The sequence below is a fragment of the Kitasatospora sp. Ki12 genome (assembly GCF_054601375.1).
The window spans coordinates 1,426,401-1,440,132 of record NZ_BAAIHT010000002.1; the positions used below are offsets into that span (position 1 = coordinate 1,426,401).

The 13,732-nt window shown below is 76.1% G+C and carries 13 protein-coding genes; 6 read left to right on the forward strand and 7 right to left on the reverse strand.

Annotated features, from left to right (window positions below; translation table 11 throughout):
• The first annotated feature begins 96 nt into the window (after positions 1-96).
• Genes ACYP53_RS23960 through ACYP53_RS23970 form a run of 3 tightly spaced genes read left to right on the forward strand, consistent with a single transcriptional unit; the run spans position 97 to position 4,602 of the window.
• Positions 97-3,213 (forward strand): adenylate/guanylate cyclase domain-containing protein, encoded by a 3,117-nt coding sequence (locus tag ACYP53_RS23960; RefSeq protein WP_459648888.1) that lies wholly within the window; start codon positions 97-99, stop codon positions 3,211-3,213.
• Positions 3,210-4,061, forward strand: a complete 852-nt coding sequence (locus tag ACYP53_RS23965; RefSeq protein WP_189920327.1) for a S8 family peptidase — start codon at positions 3,210-3,212, stop codon at positions 4,059-4,061. Before ACYP53_RS23960 ends, ACYP53_RS23965 begins: the two co-directional genes overlap by 4 nt.
• Positions 4,045-4,602: a GAF domain-containing protein gene (locus ACYP53_RS23970; RefSeq protein WP_189920325.1), complete on the forward strand. Its 558-nt coding sequence runs from the start codon at positions 4,045-4,047 to the stop codon at positions 4,600-4,602. Before ACYP53_RS23965 ends, ACYP53_RS23970 begins: the two co-directional genes overlap by 17 nt.
• On the opposite strand, the gene ACYP53_RS23975 is transcribed toward ACYP53_RS23970, so the two are convergent.
• Positions 4,593-5,489, reverse strand: a complete 897-nt coding sequence (locus tag ACYP53_RS23975; RefSeq protein ID WP_459648889.1) for a Vgb family protein — start codon at positions 5,487-5,489, stop codon at positions 4,593-4,595. The genes ACYP53_RS23970 and ACYP53_RS23975 overlap by 10 nt on opposite strands.
• Positions 5,490-5,606: 117 nt before the next feature.
• Between ACYP53_RS23975 and ACYP53_RS23980 the strand changes: the two genes are divergently transcribed.
• On the forward strand, positions 5,607-5,735 hold the full coding sequence (locus ACYP53_RS23980) for a hypothetical protein (RefSeq protein WP_268256606.1): 129 nt from the start codon (positions 5,607-5,609) through the stop codon (positions 5,733-5,735).
• Between the two features lie 18 nt (positions 5,736-5,753).
• Here ACYP53_RS23980 and ACYP53_RS23985 read toward each other — a convergent pair whose 3' ends face one another.
• From ACYP53_RS23985 to ACYP53_RS24010, 6 genes are all read right to left on the reverse strand, one after another.
• Positions 5,754-6,842: an AI-2E family transporter gene (locus ACYP53_RS23985; RefSeq protein ID WP_229928882.1), complete on the reverse strand. Its 1,089-nt coding sequence runs from the start codon at positions 6,840-6,842 to the stop codon at positions 5,754-5,756.
• 90 nt (positions 6,843-6,932) lie between these two features.
• A complete protein-coding gene (locus tag ACYP53_RS23990) occupies positions 6,933-8,030 on the reverse strand; it encodes a winged helix DNA-binding domain-containing protein (protein ID WP_459648890.1) in 1,098 nt (365 codons plus the stop codon).
• Entirely contained in the window at positions 8,027-8,737 is a 711-nt protein-coding gene (locus ACYP53_RS23995) for a glycerophosphodiester phosphodiesterase (protein WP_459648891.1), read from the reverse strand. The genes ACYP53_RS23990 and ACYP53_RS23995 overlap by 4 nt, the downstream gene beginning before the upstream one ends.
• Complete coding sequence (locus ACYP53_RS24000) at positions 8,734-9,222, reverse strand: hypothetical protein (RefSeq protein ID WP_459648892.1); 489 nt, start codon at positions 9,220-9,222, stop codon at positions 8,734-8,736. The genes ACYP53_RS23995 and ACYP53_RS24000 overlap by 4 nt, the downstream gene beginning before the upstream one ends.
• A gap of 69 nt (positions 9,223-9,291) precedes the next feature.
• Positions 9,292-9,708: a TOBE domain-containing protein gene (locus tag ACYP53_RS24005; protein WP_189920315.1), complete on the reverse strand. Its 417-nt coding sequence runs from the start codon at positions 9,706-9,708 to the stop codon at positions 9,292-9,294.
• A gap of 167 nt (positions 9,709-9,875) precedes the next feature.
• Positions 9,876-11,084: an ROK family transcriptional regulator gene (locus ACYP53_RS24010; protein WP_459648893.1), complete on the reverse strand. Its 1,209-nt coding sequence runs from the start codon at positions 11,082-11,084 to the stop codon at positions 9,876-9,878.
• 208 nt (positions 11,085-11,292) lie between these two features.
• Between ACYP53_RS24010 and ACYP53_RS24015 the strand changes: the two genes are divergently transcribed.
• Together ACYP53_RS24015 and ACYP53_RS24020 are read left to right on the forward strand one after the other, a co-directional pair.
• Positions 11,293-12,534, forward strand: a complete 1,242-nt coding sequence (locus ACYP53_RS24015) for an MFS transporter (protein ID WP_459648894.1) — start codon at positions 11,293-11,295, stop codon at positions 12,532-12,534.
• 556 nt (positions 12,535-13,090) lie between these two features.
• On the forward strand, positions 13,091-13,648 hold the full coding sequence (locus ACYP53_RS24020) for an RICIN domain-containing protein (protein WP_189920309.1): 558 nt from the start codon (positions 13,091-13,093) through the stop codon (positions 13,646-13,648).
• The last annotated feature ends 84 nt before the right edge of the window (positions 13,649-13,732 follow it).

Below are 13,732 nucleotides of genomic sequence, written 5' to 3' on the forward strand. Positions count from 1 at the left end.
CGAGCGGCCGGACACCCCTCGCCCGCCCGCACCGCCCGCGCCCCGCACAGCCCCCGTACGCCCCGCACAGCGGAGGACGACCGAAGGACGGCCACCATGCCCTGCCCACTCTGCGCCCAACTCGTCGCCACGAACGACCAGTTCTGCCCCTCCTGCGGCACCCCCCGGTCCGCCGCCCTCGACCTGGCCGCCGAGGAGCGCAAGCTGGTCACGGTGGTCTTCTGCGACCTGGTCGACTCCACCGCGCTGTCCGGCGCGCTCGACCCGGAGACGCTGCGCGAGGTGATCCTGCGCTACTTCGAGCGGATGCACCGCCAGATCGAGGCGCACGGCGGCACCCTGGAGAAGTTCATCGGCGACGCCGTGATGGCCGTCTTCGGCGTCCCGGTGATCCGCGAGGACGACGCCCACCGGGCGCTGGCCGCCGCGCTCGCCATGCTGGAGGACCTGGAGGACCTCAACACCGAGCTGGACGCGACCCTCGGGGTCCGGCTGGACGTCCGGATCGGCGTCAACACCGGCCAGGTGGTGGCGGGTTCGGACGCCTCGGCGCGCCAGGCGCTGATCTCCGGCGAGACCGTCAACATCGCCGCCCGGCTGCAGACCCGGGCCGCCCCCGGCCAGGTGCTGATCGGCCCGCAGACGCTGCGCGCGGCCGGCCCGGCCGCCCAGGTGGACGAGGTCGGGCCGCTGCACCTGAAGGGCAAGGCCGACCCGGTCACCGCCTACCGCCTGGTCGGCCTGGACGAGGACGACCCGGAGCTGCTGCGCCGCTTCGACGTCCCGCTGGTCGGCCGGGAACGCGAACTGGCGGAGCTGGACTTCGCGTTGGCCCGGGTCGCGGGCGGCTCCGGCGCCGAGCTGCTGCTGGTGTCCGGCGAGGCCGGGATCGGCAAGACCCGGCTGGTGCGCGAGTGGCGCGAGCGGGTGGGCCGGCGCACCGCGCGCTGCGGCACCGCCCGCTGCCGCAGCTTCGGCGAGCAGGGCGTCCTGGCGCCGATCGCCGAGGCCGTCCGTACCCTGCTGGACGAGCCCGAGGGCGCGGCCCCGGCCGAGGCGCTGGCCCGGCTGGACGAGGCGACCGCGCCGGGTGTCGGCGCCGGGCAGTCGCTGGAGCTGCTGGCGGCGATCCTGCGCGGGCGCACCGTGGAGCGCCCCGCCGTGCTCGTGCTGGACGACTGCCAGTGGGCAGGTCCGGCCCTGCTGGACGCCGCCGAGCGGCTGACCGAGGTGCTCGGCCCGGCGCCCGTGCTGCTGCTCTGCCTGGCCCGCCCCGAGCTCCCGGCGGCCCGCCCGGAGCTGCCGACGCTGCCGGTCGGCGGCCTGTCCTGGGACGAATCCGCGCTGCTGGCCGCCCAGTTGACCGAGCTGAGCGCCCACCAGGATTCGGTCCCCACCCGGCTGCTGGAGCGCGCCGAGGGCAACCCGCTGCACCTGGAGGAGCTGCTGGCCGCTCTCACCGAGCCCGACGGCCCCGCCCTGGCCGACGAACTCCCGCCCGCCGGACGGGCGTTGCTCAGCGCCCAGATCGACGGGCTGGAGCGCGACGAGCGCGCCACCCTGGACCTCGCCGCCGTCCTCGGCCGCGTCTTCACCGCCGCCGAACTGGCCGAACTCGCCCACGGCGGCACCGACCAGGACGCCTTCGCCGACCCCGAGGACGACGTCTTCACCGGCCCGATCGACGGCCTGCCGGCCGGCCCGCCCACCGAGGGCGACACCACTCCACCCCGGCTGCACGCCGCGCTGGCCCGGCTGGCCGAGCGCCGTCTGCTCGAACCGGCGGGCAGCGGCTACCGGTTCAGCAGCGGCCTGGTCCAGGAGTCGGTCTACCAGTCGATGTCCAAGCGGGCCCGCGCCGAACGCCACGAGCGCGCCGCCGACCTGCCGGCCGTCCGCACCGTCGGAGCCGCCGCCGTGGGCGGCCATCTGGAGCGCGCCCACCGCTACCGGCTGGAACTCGGCCTGCTGGACGCCCGCACCGACACCCTGCGCACCCGCGCGGCCGCCGCCCTCGGCGCCGCCGGGGCCACCGCCCTGGCCCGCGCCGACCTGCCCGCCGCCACCGACCTGCTGGAGCGGGCCGTCCGACTGCACTACCCCAACGAGCGCGCCGCCGGCCCGACCCTGCGCCGCCTCGGCGAGGCCCGCCTCGCGCTCGGCCGCGCCGACGAGGCCCTGCCCGTCCTCGCCCAGGTGCGCGACGCGGCCGCCGACCCGCTGGACGCCGCGCACGCCCGGCTCGCCCTGGCCGCCCGCGGCCTGCCGCCCGGTCAGGACCAGCCCGCCGCCACCGCCCGCGCCGTCCTGCCGCTGTTCACCGACACCGGGGACGAGCTCGGCCGGGCCCGCGCCCTGCTGCGGCTGGGCGAGGAGCACCTGCTGGCGGGCCGGCACACCGAGGCCGAGCAACTGCTCGACCAGGCGCTCGACCGGGTCTCCCGCACCGATGCCGAGCTGGACCGGGCGGCGGTGCTCGGCGCGCTGGCCGCCGCGCTGCTGGCCGGCCCCGAGCCCGTCCCGAACGCCACCTTCCGGCTGCGGGCCCTGCTCGCCGAGCACGGCGCCGGGCGCCGCACCGTGCGGGTCGCGCTGAACGGCCCGCTGGCCGTCCTGCTGGCCCTGCGGGACCGCCCCGAGGAGGCGGAGCTGCTGCTCGCCGAGGCCAACGGCCTGGCCGGGGAGCTGTCGCTGGCCGAGGCGATGGTCGCGCTGCCCGCGCTGACCGCCCAGGCCGCGGCCGCCACCGGCCAGACCGGCCAGGCCCTGGACCTGCTGGCCGACGCCGCCGAGATCGCCCGCCACCAGGGCACCGCCGCCCCGCTGCCGCGGCTCGCCCTCACCACCGCGCGCGTCCTGCTGGACACCGACCGCCCGGCCCAGGCCGCCCGCCACCTGGACGGCGCGGACGCCACCACCGCGCTGCCCCCGGTGCTCGCCATCGAGCTGGACGCGCTGCGCGGCCGACTCGCCGCCGCCCGGGGCGAGGCCCAGCCCGCGCTGGACCTCACCGCGGCCGCCCTGAGCGCCGCCGGGGCCACCGAGTCGCTGCTGCTGCAGGCGCTCACCGCGCTCGACCGCGCGCACGCCCTGCTGCTGCTCGACCGCCCGGCCGAGGCCGCCGCGGCCGCCGCCACCGCCCGGGACCGCTTCGCCACCAAGGGCCACCTGCCCGGCGTGCGGCGGGCCGAGCGGCTCGGGGGCACCCGGTGAACGGCCCGGCCGGGCTCACCTGGAGCTTGCGCGACCGCGGCCCCGCCGACCTCCCGGTGCTGGCCGACCGCCTCACCGACGGGAGCGAGGGGAGCGACGGCACCGGCAAGGGTGTGCGGGTCTGCGTGGTCGACTCCGGCATCGAGCCGGACCATCCGCTGGTCGGCCCGCTGCAGGGCTCCTGGGCGGTGGTCAAGGACCCGGTCACCCGGGAGCTGACCGTCCGCCCGGACACCGCCGGCGACACCTGCGGCCACGGCACCGCCTGCGCCGGCATCATCCGCCGCACCGCCCCGGACTGCGAGCTCTACAGCGTCCGGGTCCTCGGCGAACGCTTCACCGGCACCGGCGACATGCTGATCGCCGGACTGCGCTGGGCCGTCCGGCAGGGCTTCGACGTCGTCAACCTCAGCCTCTCCACCACCCGGACCCGCTTCCTGGAGGAGCTGCACTCGATCGCCGACGACGCCTTCTTCGCCCGCACCGCGATCGTCGCCTCCGCCCACAACACCCCTGTGGAGAGCTTCCCCTGGCGGTTCTCCTCGGTCATCTCGGTCGGCAGCCACCAGGAGGACGACCCCGACCTGCACCTCTACAACCCCGAGCCGCCGGTCGAGTTCTTCGCCCCCGGCCAGAACGTCCGGGTGCCCTGGCTCGGCGGCACCACCATCCGCACCACCGGCAACAGCTTCGCCACCCCGTACGTGGCCGGGCTCTGCGCCCGCATCCTGTCCCGGCGGCCGAGGCTGACCACGTTCCAGCTGAAGAGCGCGCTGTACCTCACCGCGGCCAACGTCCAGGTCCCGACCACCCCCACCCCGGAGGCGCCCGATGACCCTCAGCACTGACCCCGCCGTCGATCCGCTCGCCCGCGAGCTGCTGCAGTCCGTGGTCGACGTCGCCCGGGCGATCTTCGGCGCCCAGGCCGGCTCGGTGTGCCTGCTCGACGAGACCGCCGGGGAGCTGGTCTTCCAGGCCGTCTCCGGCCGCGGCGAGGAGTCGCTGGTCGGCCGGCGCTTCCCGGCCGGCCAGGGCATCGCCGGCTGGGTCGCCGCCTCCGGCGAGCCGATGGTGGTCGACGACCTGGACGCCAACCGCACCTTCGACCGGGACTTCGCCGAGTCCACCGCGTACGTCCCGAACGCCCTGATGGCCGCGCCGCTCACCCACGGCAGCCGGGTCCTCGGCGTCCTGGAGGTGCTGGACCCGGCCCCGCAGGCCCGCGCCAGCCTGCCGGAGCTCGACCTGCTCGCCATGTTCGCCCGCCAGGCCGCCGCCGCCCTGCGGGTGATCGCCGAACGCACCCCCGCCCCGGAGCCGGTCCCCGACCGGGCCGCCGCCCTCGGCCTCCTCGCCGACCTGGAGGAACTGCTGCGCCGTCAGCCCTGATCCGGTGCAAACCCCGAGGGTGCCAGGCGGACGATCTCGCCGCGCTCCAGCGCCGCGTACACCGTGCCGTCCGGGGCGACGGCGATGCCGTGCGGCTCGGCGCCCTCGCCCGGGACGGGCCGGCCGTCGAGCCGCCCGTCCGGGGTGAGCACCCCGATCCGGCCGGCGCCCCACTCGGTGAACCAGAGCCGGCCGTCCGGCCCGGCCGCGATCGCGTGCGGCCTGGCCGCCCGGTCGGCCAGCGGGTGCTCCGTCACCTCGCCGGCCACGGTGATCCGCCCGACCAGCCCGCCGCCGATGCCCACGTACCAGAGCGCGCCGTCCGCCCCGGCGGTGATCCCGACCGGCGCGGTGCCCGCGGTGGGCAGCGGGTGGACGGCCACCTCCCCGTCCGGGCCGATCCTCGCCACCGCGTCCGCCTGGTTCAGCGCGCACCACAGGGCGCCGTCCGGCCCGGCCGTGATCAGCGAGGGGAAGGCCCCGGCGACCGGCAGCGGGTACTCCGTGACCTCGCCGTCCACGGTGATCCGCCCGACCGCGTTCGCGTTCATCTCGGTGAACCACAGCGCCCCGTCGGGCCCGGCGGCGATCCCGTACGGCCCGGCGTCCGGTGTCGGCAGCGCGAAGGAGCTCGCCGTGCCGTCCGGGCCGATCCGCCCGATCCGGTGGTCCCGCATCCGCGTGAACCACAGCGCCCCGTCGGGGCCGGCCGTGATCACCGCCGGCCCGCACTCCGGTGCCCCGAGCCCGAACCGCCGCACCGACCCGTCGGCCGCCAGCCGCCCGACCTCCCCGCTGTGCACCGCGGTGAACCAGACACCCCCGTCGGCCCCCACCGCCACCCCGTACGGCCCGGCCCCCGCGTCGGCCACCTGGAACAGTTCCATGCCCACCCCTTCACTATCGCGACTTGCGTCGCATTAGAGATGCTGCCACGGCGATCACCGTCGGGCAACCCGATTCCCCCACCACAGGCCGGCCCGGGCCCGTACATTGCCGCCCGGGTGTTCCGGCTCCTCAAGACGATCGCCGCGGGAGCCGGGGACGTGGAGGACTTCCGCCCGGCGATCATCGTGTTCTGGAGCGCACTGGACGATTTCGCGCGCGCCGGCGGCCAGACCCTGAACTCCTGACCCGAGGTCGCAGGGCCGCTACTCCCCGGCCGCCCGCGCCGGGACGCCCCGCAGGACGGAGACGACGCCGGTGGCCGCCGCGCAGACCGGGACGGCGAGGAGGGCGCCGATGATGCCGGCGATGCCGGAGCCGGCCACCACGGCGACCATGATGGTGGCCGGGTGGAGCTCCACCGTCCGGCTCTGGATGACCGGTTGCAGGATGTTGCCCTCGATCATCTGCACCGTCAGCACCACGCCGAGGGCCCAGAGCGCCGTGCCGAGGCCGCCGTCGGCGAGGGCGACCAGGACGGCCACGGTGCCGGAGAGGAAAGCGCCGACGAACGGGATGTAGGCGCCCATGAAGACGAGGGCGCCGAGGCCGGGCGCGCCGGGGACGCCGAGGGCGAGCAGGCCGATGGTGATGAAGCCGGCGTCGATCAGGGCGATCAGGGTGGTGCCGCGCATGAAGCCGGCCATCGCCTCGAAGGCCCGGTCGGCGCAGGCGACGACGGTTTCGGCGCTCTGTCCGGGCAGGTAGGAGCGGATGGCGTCGCCGGTGCGGTGACCGTCGCGGAGGAAGAAGAAGACCAGGGCGAGGGCCAGCACCGCGCCGGTGACCAGCTGGGTGAGCAGGCCGAGCCCGGAGAGCACGCCGTTCGTCAGGGTCGAGACCAGCGAGTTGGTCTCGCCCTTGGCGTTGTTCAGGGCGTGCTGGATCTTCTCGCCGAGCGGGCCGAGCCACTGCTCCAGCCGGTGCCCGGCGGCGGGCAGGGCCTCGGCGATCTGCGGGGCGCTGTGCACCAGGGAGTTGACCAGCAGGGCGATCACCCCGCCGACCGCCACGACCAGCACGACGCAGGTCAGCCCGGCGGCGAGGCCGCGTCCGACGCCGCGCCGCACCAGCCAGGGCACCACCGGGTACAGCAGTGAGGCGCCGAGCAGCGCCAGGATGAACGGCACGGTCGCGGCCCGCAGCTCGACGAGCGCGAAGACGGCCAGCGAGGCGACGGCGATCAGCAGGATCACCGCCGCCGACCAGGCCGCCGCCTGCCGCAGGGCGGGTGGCAGCATCAGGTACGGCCTGCGGTGGTCGGGCCGTTCGCCGGGCGGGCGCTCCTCGGGCACGGCCACCTCCGCCGGGGATCGTCGTCGAGCGTCGTTGAGTCCGAACCGACCCATCTCAGCAGAGAATCTGACGATCCGCCCGTTGTGTCGCTATCCGGGGGCTTGGATCAGGACCTCACCGTCCCCGCCCGCGAAGGCCAGCACCCGCTCCGCCTCGGCCTCCGCCGCCTGCCGGTCGGCCCGCCGCAGTGGCGCGAACGGCTGGACGACGACCTCCTGCTCGCCCGTCAGCCGCCAGCTCCCGGCGACCAGCCCGTCCACCAGCAGCGTGCCGAGCACGATCCCGTTCTGCGTCATCACCCGCCCCCGGTACTCCTCGGGCAGCACCCGGGTGCGGTCCGCGTGCGAGAGCAGCAGGTTGTCGAAGGGGGCGATCAGCCGGACCGGCGCCGGGGTGGACTCGTCCGGCCGGGGCGCGTCCGGCAGGTCGTACAGCAGCCGGCCCTGCTCGTCCCGGAAGGTCAGCAGGCGCGGCGCGAGCCGCCGCAGCACCGGGGTGAGCCCGCTGAGGCCGCACCACTTCGTCATGTCGGCCGCGGTGGCCGGCCCGAAGGCGGCGAGGTAGCGCAGCACCAGGTCGTCGAGCGGGGGCGCCGGGTCGAGCGGCCGGCCGAGCCAGGATTCGGCGGTGGTGTGCGCGGCGGGGCCGCCGCGTCCCCAGAGGCCGCGCGGCGGCACCTGGACGAGCGGCAGCAGGCAGCGGGCGGCCTGGGCGAGCGCGGCCGGGTCGCGGTCCGGGCGGCTCGCGGCGAGCAGGGCGCCGAGCTGCTGGAAGGTGCGCGGCTCCGCCTCGACCAGCTCCCGGGCCTCGGCGGCGAGCGCGTCCGGGTCGAGTCCGGTGAGCCGTTTGCCGTAGGTGGTGCGCAGTGCCTGGTCGAGGACGGGCTGGAGGAGGGGGCGCAGGGTCAGGCAGTCCTCGGCGGTGACCAGGTGGATGGTGCCGCGCTGGAGGGCGATCCGGACCGCCGCCCGCTCTTCCAGGAGGGCGCTCAGCGGTTCGGGCGTGAAGCCGTCGAGGCGGGCGAGCAGTCCGAGGTAGGGCGGCTGGGGCGCGGCCTGGGCCTGGAGGCCGCCGAGGTGGTGGATCAGCGCGGCGGGCGCCAGGTCGGTGCGGGCGAGCAGGTGCTGACGGGCCAGCAGGGCCCGTCCGAGCGCCCGGGTGCCGAGCAGCTGTCCCGATTCCGTCACCGGCGGCCGTCCAGGACGGAGCGCAGCACGCCGATCCGGTTGGTGGTGATGGAGGCGACGCCGGTGTCCCGCAGTCGGCGCATGGTGCGGCGCAGGTCGGCGGTCCAGGTGGAGACGGCGAGCCCGGCGTCGGCCGCGGCGGCGGTGAACTCGGGGGTGACCAGGCCGAACGGCGGGTTGAGGTAGCGCGGGCGCAGGTCGTCCAGGAGGGCGCGGACGGGCATCCGCGGCTGCTTCCAGGTGAGCGCGATCTCGGCGTCGGGGGTCAGCCCGCGCACGGCGAGCATCGCGGTGGCGGGCCCGCAGAAGGCGACCTGCCGTTCCGCGCCGAGTCCGGTGACCACGGACCAGGTGGCGGCGGCGGGCCCGGGTTCGTCGAGGTCGATCAGCAGGCGGCGGCCCTCGACGGCGGCGACCGCCTTGAGGGCCTCGGCGAGGGTGGGGACGGCGAGCGGGCCCTGCCGCAGTTCGTCGAGCTGCTCGGCGGTGAGCCGGTCGACGGACCGGGGGTCGCCCCAGAGCCGTTCCAGGGTGCGGTCGTGCAGGAGGACGGGCACCTTGTCCCGGGTGAGCTGGATGTCGACCTCGACGGCGTCGGCTCCGGCGGCGAGCGCGGACTCGACGGAGGGCAGGGTGTTCTCGCGGTGGCGGTACGGGTCGCCGCGGTGGGCGACGGCCAGTACCCGGGGGCTGTGGTGGGTGTTCATCGGATCCTCCCCGCGAGCCAGGGGGTGAGGCTGTGGACGCCGATGCCCTCGCGGTGGCTCGGCTCCCCGGGGACGGTGACGATCAGCGTGGTGGACGGCGGGAAGGTGCGCGTCCTGACGTGGACGAGGTCGGACCAGACCGCGTTCAGGAAGCCGGGGACGCGGTCGCGGTCGACGTCGAAGGCGACGCCCTCGACGGTCACCGTGACCTCGTCGTGGGTGAACAGCCGGACGGTGACGGCGGGGCGGCCGCCCTGGTCGGGGCCGTCGCCCTGGTCGGGGCCGTCGAACTCCAGCAGCGCCTCGTGCGGGAGGGCGTCGGTGACGTCGAGGTCCGAGCCGGGACCGCCGGGACCGACCAGGCCCGCGAAGGTCCGGTCGTGGCCGATGTCGTGCTGGGCGCGGACGGTCCGGCCGTGCCGGTGCGCGACGGCCTCGATCGCGAGGACGGCGCTCTGGGTGGTCGGCAGGTGCGGGGGTGGCATCCGGGGCCGCTCCTCGGGTTCCGGGACTCGTGGGCTCGCGGGGGCGTGGGCTCGTGGGGGCGCGGGGCGTCAGCGCCGTTCGACCATCACATTGGTGGACTTGATGACCGCCGTGGCGGGCGCGCCGGGGACCAGGTTGAGCTCCTCCGCCGACTCCCGGCTGATCAGCGACACCACCCGGAACGGCCCGGCCTGGATCTCCACCTGCGCGGCCACGTCCCCGAGCACCACATGGGTGACGATCCCCGGGAAGCGGTTGCGGGCCGAGGAGGGCCGGCCCTCGGCCTCGGCGTTCTCCGGCCGGGCCAGCTCCCGGGCGAAGGCCGCCAGTTCGGCGCCGGGGATGATCCGGTGCCCGTGCTCGTCCCGCGCGGCGGCGAGCCGCCCGGCGTCGACCCAGCGCCGCATGGTGTCGGCGCTGACGCCGAGCAGTGCCGCCGCCTCGCCGATGCGGTACGGGTTGACCGGCGCCCCGGGCTGGCCCATGTGCGACTCCTGACGGTGGTTCGAGGAACAGGGGGTGGGCGCTGTGCGCCTCCGCCGCCATCCTGCCGTACCGGGGACGGCGACGGGAAAGCGAGGGCGGCCGGGGGTGCCGGGGGTGTCCCGGGGGTCGGCGCGGGATCGTCCCCGGGGTCGCCGCCCCGGCTTCGCTAGGGTTCGCCGAAGAGGTCCCGCCGCACCGCGTCGCCGGCGGTCAGCACCGCCCCGGCGAGCACCGCGCCGCCGCCCGCCGTACCGGCCCGGACCTCGGTGCTGAGCGGGGAGAGCCGGGCCAGCCGCTCTTCCACCCGGCCGGCCAGTTCGGCACCGCCGGCCCGGCCGACCTCGCCGCCGAGCACCACGCAGCCGGGGTCGAGCACGACGCAGACGCCGGCCGCGCCGATGGCGATCCGCTCGGCCAGCTCGTCCAGGAAGCGCCCGCCGGCCGTGGACTCCCCCTCGCCCGCCGATGCCGCCCCCGCCACCGCCGCGCGGACGACGGCCTCGGCGGCGGCCGCGTCCCCGTCCGGGTCGGCGGGCAGTCCGTGCGCCCGGGCCAGCGCGCAGACCGCCGCGCTGCCGACCAGCCCGTGGAAGCCGCCCTCGCAGCTGTCGGCGCTGGGCAGCCCGACGGTGCCGGGGACGGGCAGGAAGCAGATCTCGCCGGTGCCGCCGGAGAAGCCGCGGCGGAGCCGCCCGTCCAGGATGACGGCGGCGCCAACGCTGTGGCCGAGCCACATCAGGACGAAGGTGTCGCGGTCGCGCGCCGCGCCGACCCGGTACTCGGCCCGCCCGGCCAGGTTGACCTCGTTCTCCAGGATCACCTCGGTGCCGGGCAGCTCCTCCAGTGCGGCGAGGAGTTCGGCGTGCCAGGCGGGGAGCTTGCCGGTGCTCTGCAGCCGTCCGGTGGCGGGGTCGACGAGGCCGGGCGCGCCGACCGCGACGGTGTGCAGCCGCTCGACGCCGGCGCCGCGCGCGGTCTCCAGCAGGGTGGCGGTGATCGCCGCGGCGGTGTCGGGCCCGCCGCCGCCCTCGACCGGGACCTCGGCGGTGGCGAGGGTGCGCCCGGCGAGGTCGGCGACGACCAGGCTGACGCCGCCGGCGCGGACGTCGAAGGCGGCGATGTGGGCGCGGGAGGCGACCAGTGCGTAGACCCGGGCGTTGGGGCCGCGCCGCTGTTCGCCGCGTTCCCCGACGACGGCCACCAGGCCGGTGCGCTGGAGGCGTTCGAGCAGGTCGGCGACGGTCGGCCGGGACAGGCCGGTGAGGTCGCGGAGCTCGGTCGCGGTCAGGGGGCCCTGTTCGAGCAGGAGGTTGAGCGCCAGCCGGTCGTTGATCGCCCGGGCGGTGCTCGGCGTTGCCGTACGCGCGGTGGTCATGGCCGGTCATCCTTCCAGAGTGTTTCTATCAGGGTCCCTTCCTGATAGTTTATCGAACCGTCGGCCCGCCGGCCGTCTCCGCCGCACAGGCCGCGCGGACAGCGGACCGGACCGACCGGGCCGGACCGCGCGCACCCGCGCTTCACTGTCAGCAAGGCCACCCACAGGGCACTGTCGCGCCCCCACGCGCGACCGGGAGGGAACGCCGATGGACCGCACCACCGCACCACCACCGGAACCACTGACCGAACCGCGCCGGGCCCGCGCGAGCATCGCCCTGGTCTTCGGCGTGCACGGCGCCGTCAGCGGCAGCTTCGTCACCCGCATCCCGTGGATCCAGGACCGCCTGGACCTCTCCGCCGGCCAGCTCGGCCTGGCCCTGGTGATGCCCGCCGTCGGCTCCTCCCTGGCGATGCCGCTGGCCGGCCGCTTCGTCCACCGCTACGGCGGGCGGGCGGCGGTGCGCGGACTGCTCTCCCTCTGGTGCCTGGCCCTCGCTTTGCCCGCGCTCGCCCCCTCGCTGCCGGTGCTCTGCGCGGTGCTGCTGGTGTACGGGGCCACGGCCGGCATGGCGGACGTCGCGATGAACGCGCAGGGCGTGGAGATCGAGGAGCGGCTCGGCCGCTCGATCATGTCCGGCCTGCACGGGATGTGGAGCGCCGGCGGCCTGCTCGCCTCCGCCTTCGGCATCCTCGCCGCCCACCTCGACCTGGACGCCCGGCTCCAGCTGGCCGTCACCGCACTGGTCCTGCTCGCGCTGGCCCAGCCGGTCTGCCGCGGCCTGCCCGACCTGCGGGCGCAGGAGGGCGCGGAGGAGCCGCCTCGGTTCGCGCTGCCGCCGCGCAGCTCGCTGGTGATCGGGCTGGTCGGCTTCTGCGCGGTCTTCGCCGAGGGCGCCTCGATGGACTGGAGCGGCGTCTACCTGCGGGACGTCACCGGCGCCTCGGCCACCGTCGCCGCCGCCTCGTACACCGCCTTCTCCCTCACCATGGCGGTCAGCCGGCTCGCCGGGGACACCGCGATCCGCCGCCTCGGCGCCGTCCGCACCACCCGCCTCGGCGGCGCCGTCGCCACCGCGGGCGGCCTGCTGGTGGTCGCGGCCGACAGCCCGGCGCTGGCCATCCCCGGGTTCGCGCTCATCGGCATCGGCATCGCCGTCATCGTCCCGCTCGCCTTCGCCGCCGCGGGCCGGATCGGCACCAACGCCAGCCAGGCCATCGCGGGCGTCGCCACCGTCACCTACACCTCCGGCCTGATCGCCCCGGCGGTCATCGGCGCCCTCGCCCAGGCCACCTCGCTGACCGTCTCCTTCGGGCTGGTCACCGCGCTCGCCTTCGCCCTGCTGCTGAGCGCCGGCGCGCTGCGCCTCGCCGAACGGAATTCCACCGGGGAGAACGCGACCGCGTCGGAAGCGGAAAGGCCTGTCGGAAAAGACCTCTCCGCGATATGACGGGGAATTCCCACGGGATTTCCCCGCCGGCATCGCCGACCGCCGGGTGCAGCCGCGCCCGGCGGTTTTCGCGTGCCGGCGGGGAATCCCCGGGCGCCACGGCCCGGATGCCGCCCCACCCGCCTCTTCCCCCGCCGCCCAGCCACTGGCGGAGGCCTCGCCGCTCTCCCTGACCGCCGCGGACGGCACCGAATTCGGCGCTTTCCGGGCCCGCCCGGAATTCACCACCGGGGCCGGCGTACTCGTCCCGCCGGACGACAAAGGCCTTTCCCGCGTTCCACCGGCGGACCACCGGGACCGATCCGGAAAACCGCCCACCGGACTTCGGCGAGCCGCCGAACCGGCTGCCCCACCTGCCCGCGCTCACCCCGGAGAGGCTGGACGCCGACCTCACCGACGCGGGCCGCCCGCACGATTTCTTCACCTGTCCGGGTGCACCGCACAACTTCTTCGAACCCTCGGCCGTCGAACACTCCGTCGCGGCCCGGGACTCCCGGCGACTCCTGCCCGGATTCCTCGCCGGGTCGCGCCGAACCGCACCAACGGAGGTCGACCGATGTTCCGCCGCTCGCGGCTCGCCGCCGCAACCACCGTCCTCGCCACCGCCGTGGCCACCGCCGTCGCCGCCCCCGCGGTGGCCCTCACCACCCCGGCGGCGCCCGCCGCCGCGGACTTCGGCCCCGCCGAGATCCGCACCGGGATGTACGCCGGACCGAACGACCTCTGCCTGGAGGTCGCCGACTGGCGCACCGACAACGGCGCCCCCGTCCGGATCTGGACCTGCACCGGTGGCGCCAACCAGAAGTGGACCCAGACGGCCACCGGCTGGATCAACCAGTACAGCGGCAAGTGCCTGGAGATCCCGGCCTACAGCACCACCTGGGGCACCCAGGCAGGCCAGTGGACCTGCAACGGCGGCACCAACCAGAAGTGGAGCGACCCGCCCGCCAGCCACCCCGGCACCCCGCGCCGGATCGTGAACGCCAACAGCGGCCTCGTCCTGGACGTCTCCGGCGGCGCACTGGCCGACGGCACCCCGGTGATCCAGTGGGAGTACTCCGCCGGGGCCAACCAGTTCTGGCACTACAACCCCGAGAAGGACCCCTACAGCTGATCCGACCGGCGCACCGCCGACGGCGCCCCCGTACGCCACAGCGGACCGAAGCCGGACCCGTACGGCGGGGGCCCGGCGGACGCC

What these genes read in the sequence shown, in the direction of transcription:
- ACYP53_RS23960 (WP_459648888.1), top strand. Translation starts at nt 97, where the DNA reads ATGCCCTGCCCACTCTGCGCCCAACTCGTCGCCACGAACGACCAGTTC.
- ACYP53_RS23970 (WP_189920325.1), top strand. Translation starts at nt 4,045, where the DNA reads ATGACCCTCAGCACTGACCCCGCCGTCGATCCGCTCGCCCGCGAGCTG.
- ACYP53_RS23975 (WP_459648889.1), bottom strand. Translation starts at nt 5,489, where the DNA reads ATGGAACTGTTCCAGGTGGCCGACGCGGGGGCCGGGCCGTACGGGGTG.
- ACYP53_RS23995 (WP_459648891.1), bottom strand. Translation starts at nt 8,737, where the DNA reads ATGAACACCCACCACAGCCCCCGGGTACTGGCCGTCGCCCACCGCGGC.
- ACYP53_RS24000 (WP_459648892.1), bottom strand. Translation starts at nt 9,222, where the DNA reads ATGCCACCCCCGCACCTGCCGACCACCCAGAGCGCCGTCCTCGCGATC.
- ACYP53_RS24005 (WP_189920315.1), bottom strand. Translation starts at nt 9,708, where the DNA reads ATGGGCCAGCCCGGGGCGCCGGTCAACCCGTACCGCATCGGCGAGGCG.
- ACYP53_RS24010 (WP_459648893.1), bottom strand. Translation starts at nt 11,084, where the DNA reads ATGACCACCGCGCGTACGGCAACGCCGAGCACCGCCCGGGCGATCAAC.
- ACYP53_RS24015 (WP_459648894.1), top strand. Translation starts at nt 11,293, where the DNA reads ATGGACCGCACCACCGCACCACCACCGGAACCACTGACCGAACCGCGC.
- ACYP53_RS24020 (WP_189920309.1), top strand. Translation starts at nt 13,091, where the DNA reads ATGTTCCGCCGCTCGCGGCTCGCCGCCGCAACCACCGTCCTCGCCACC.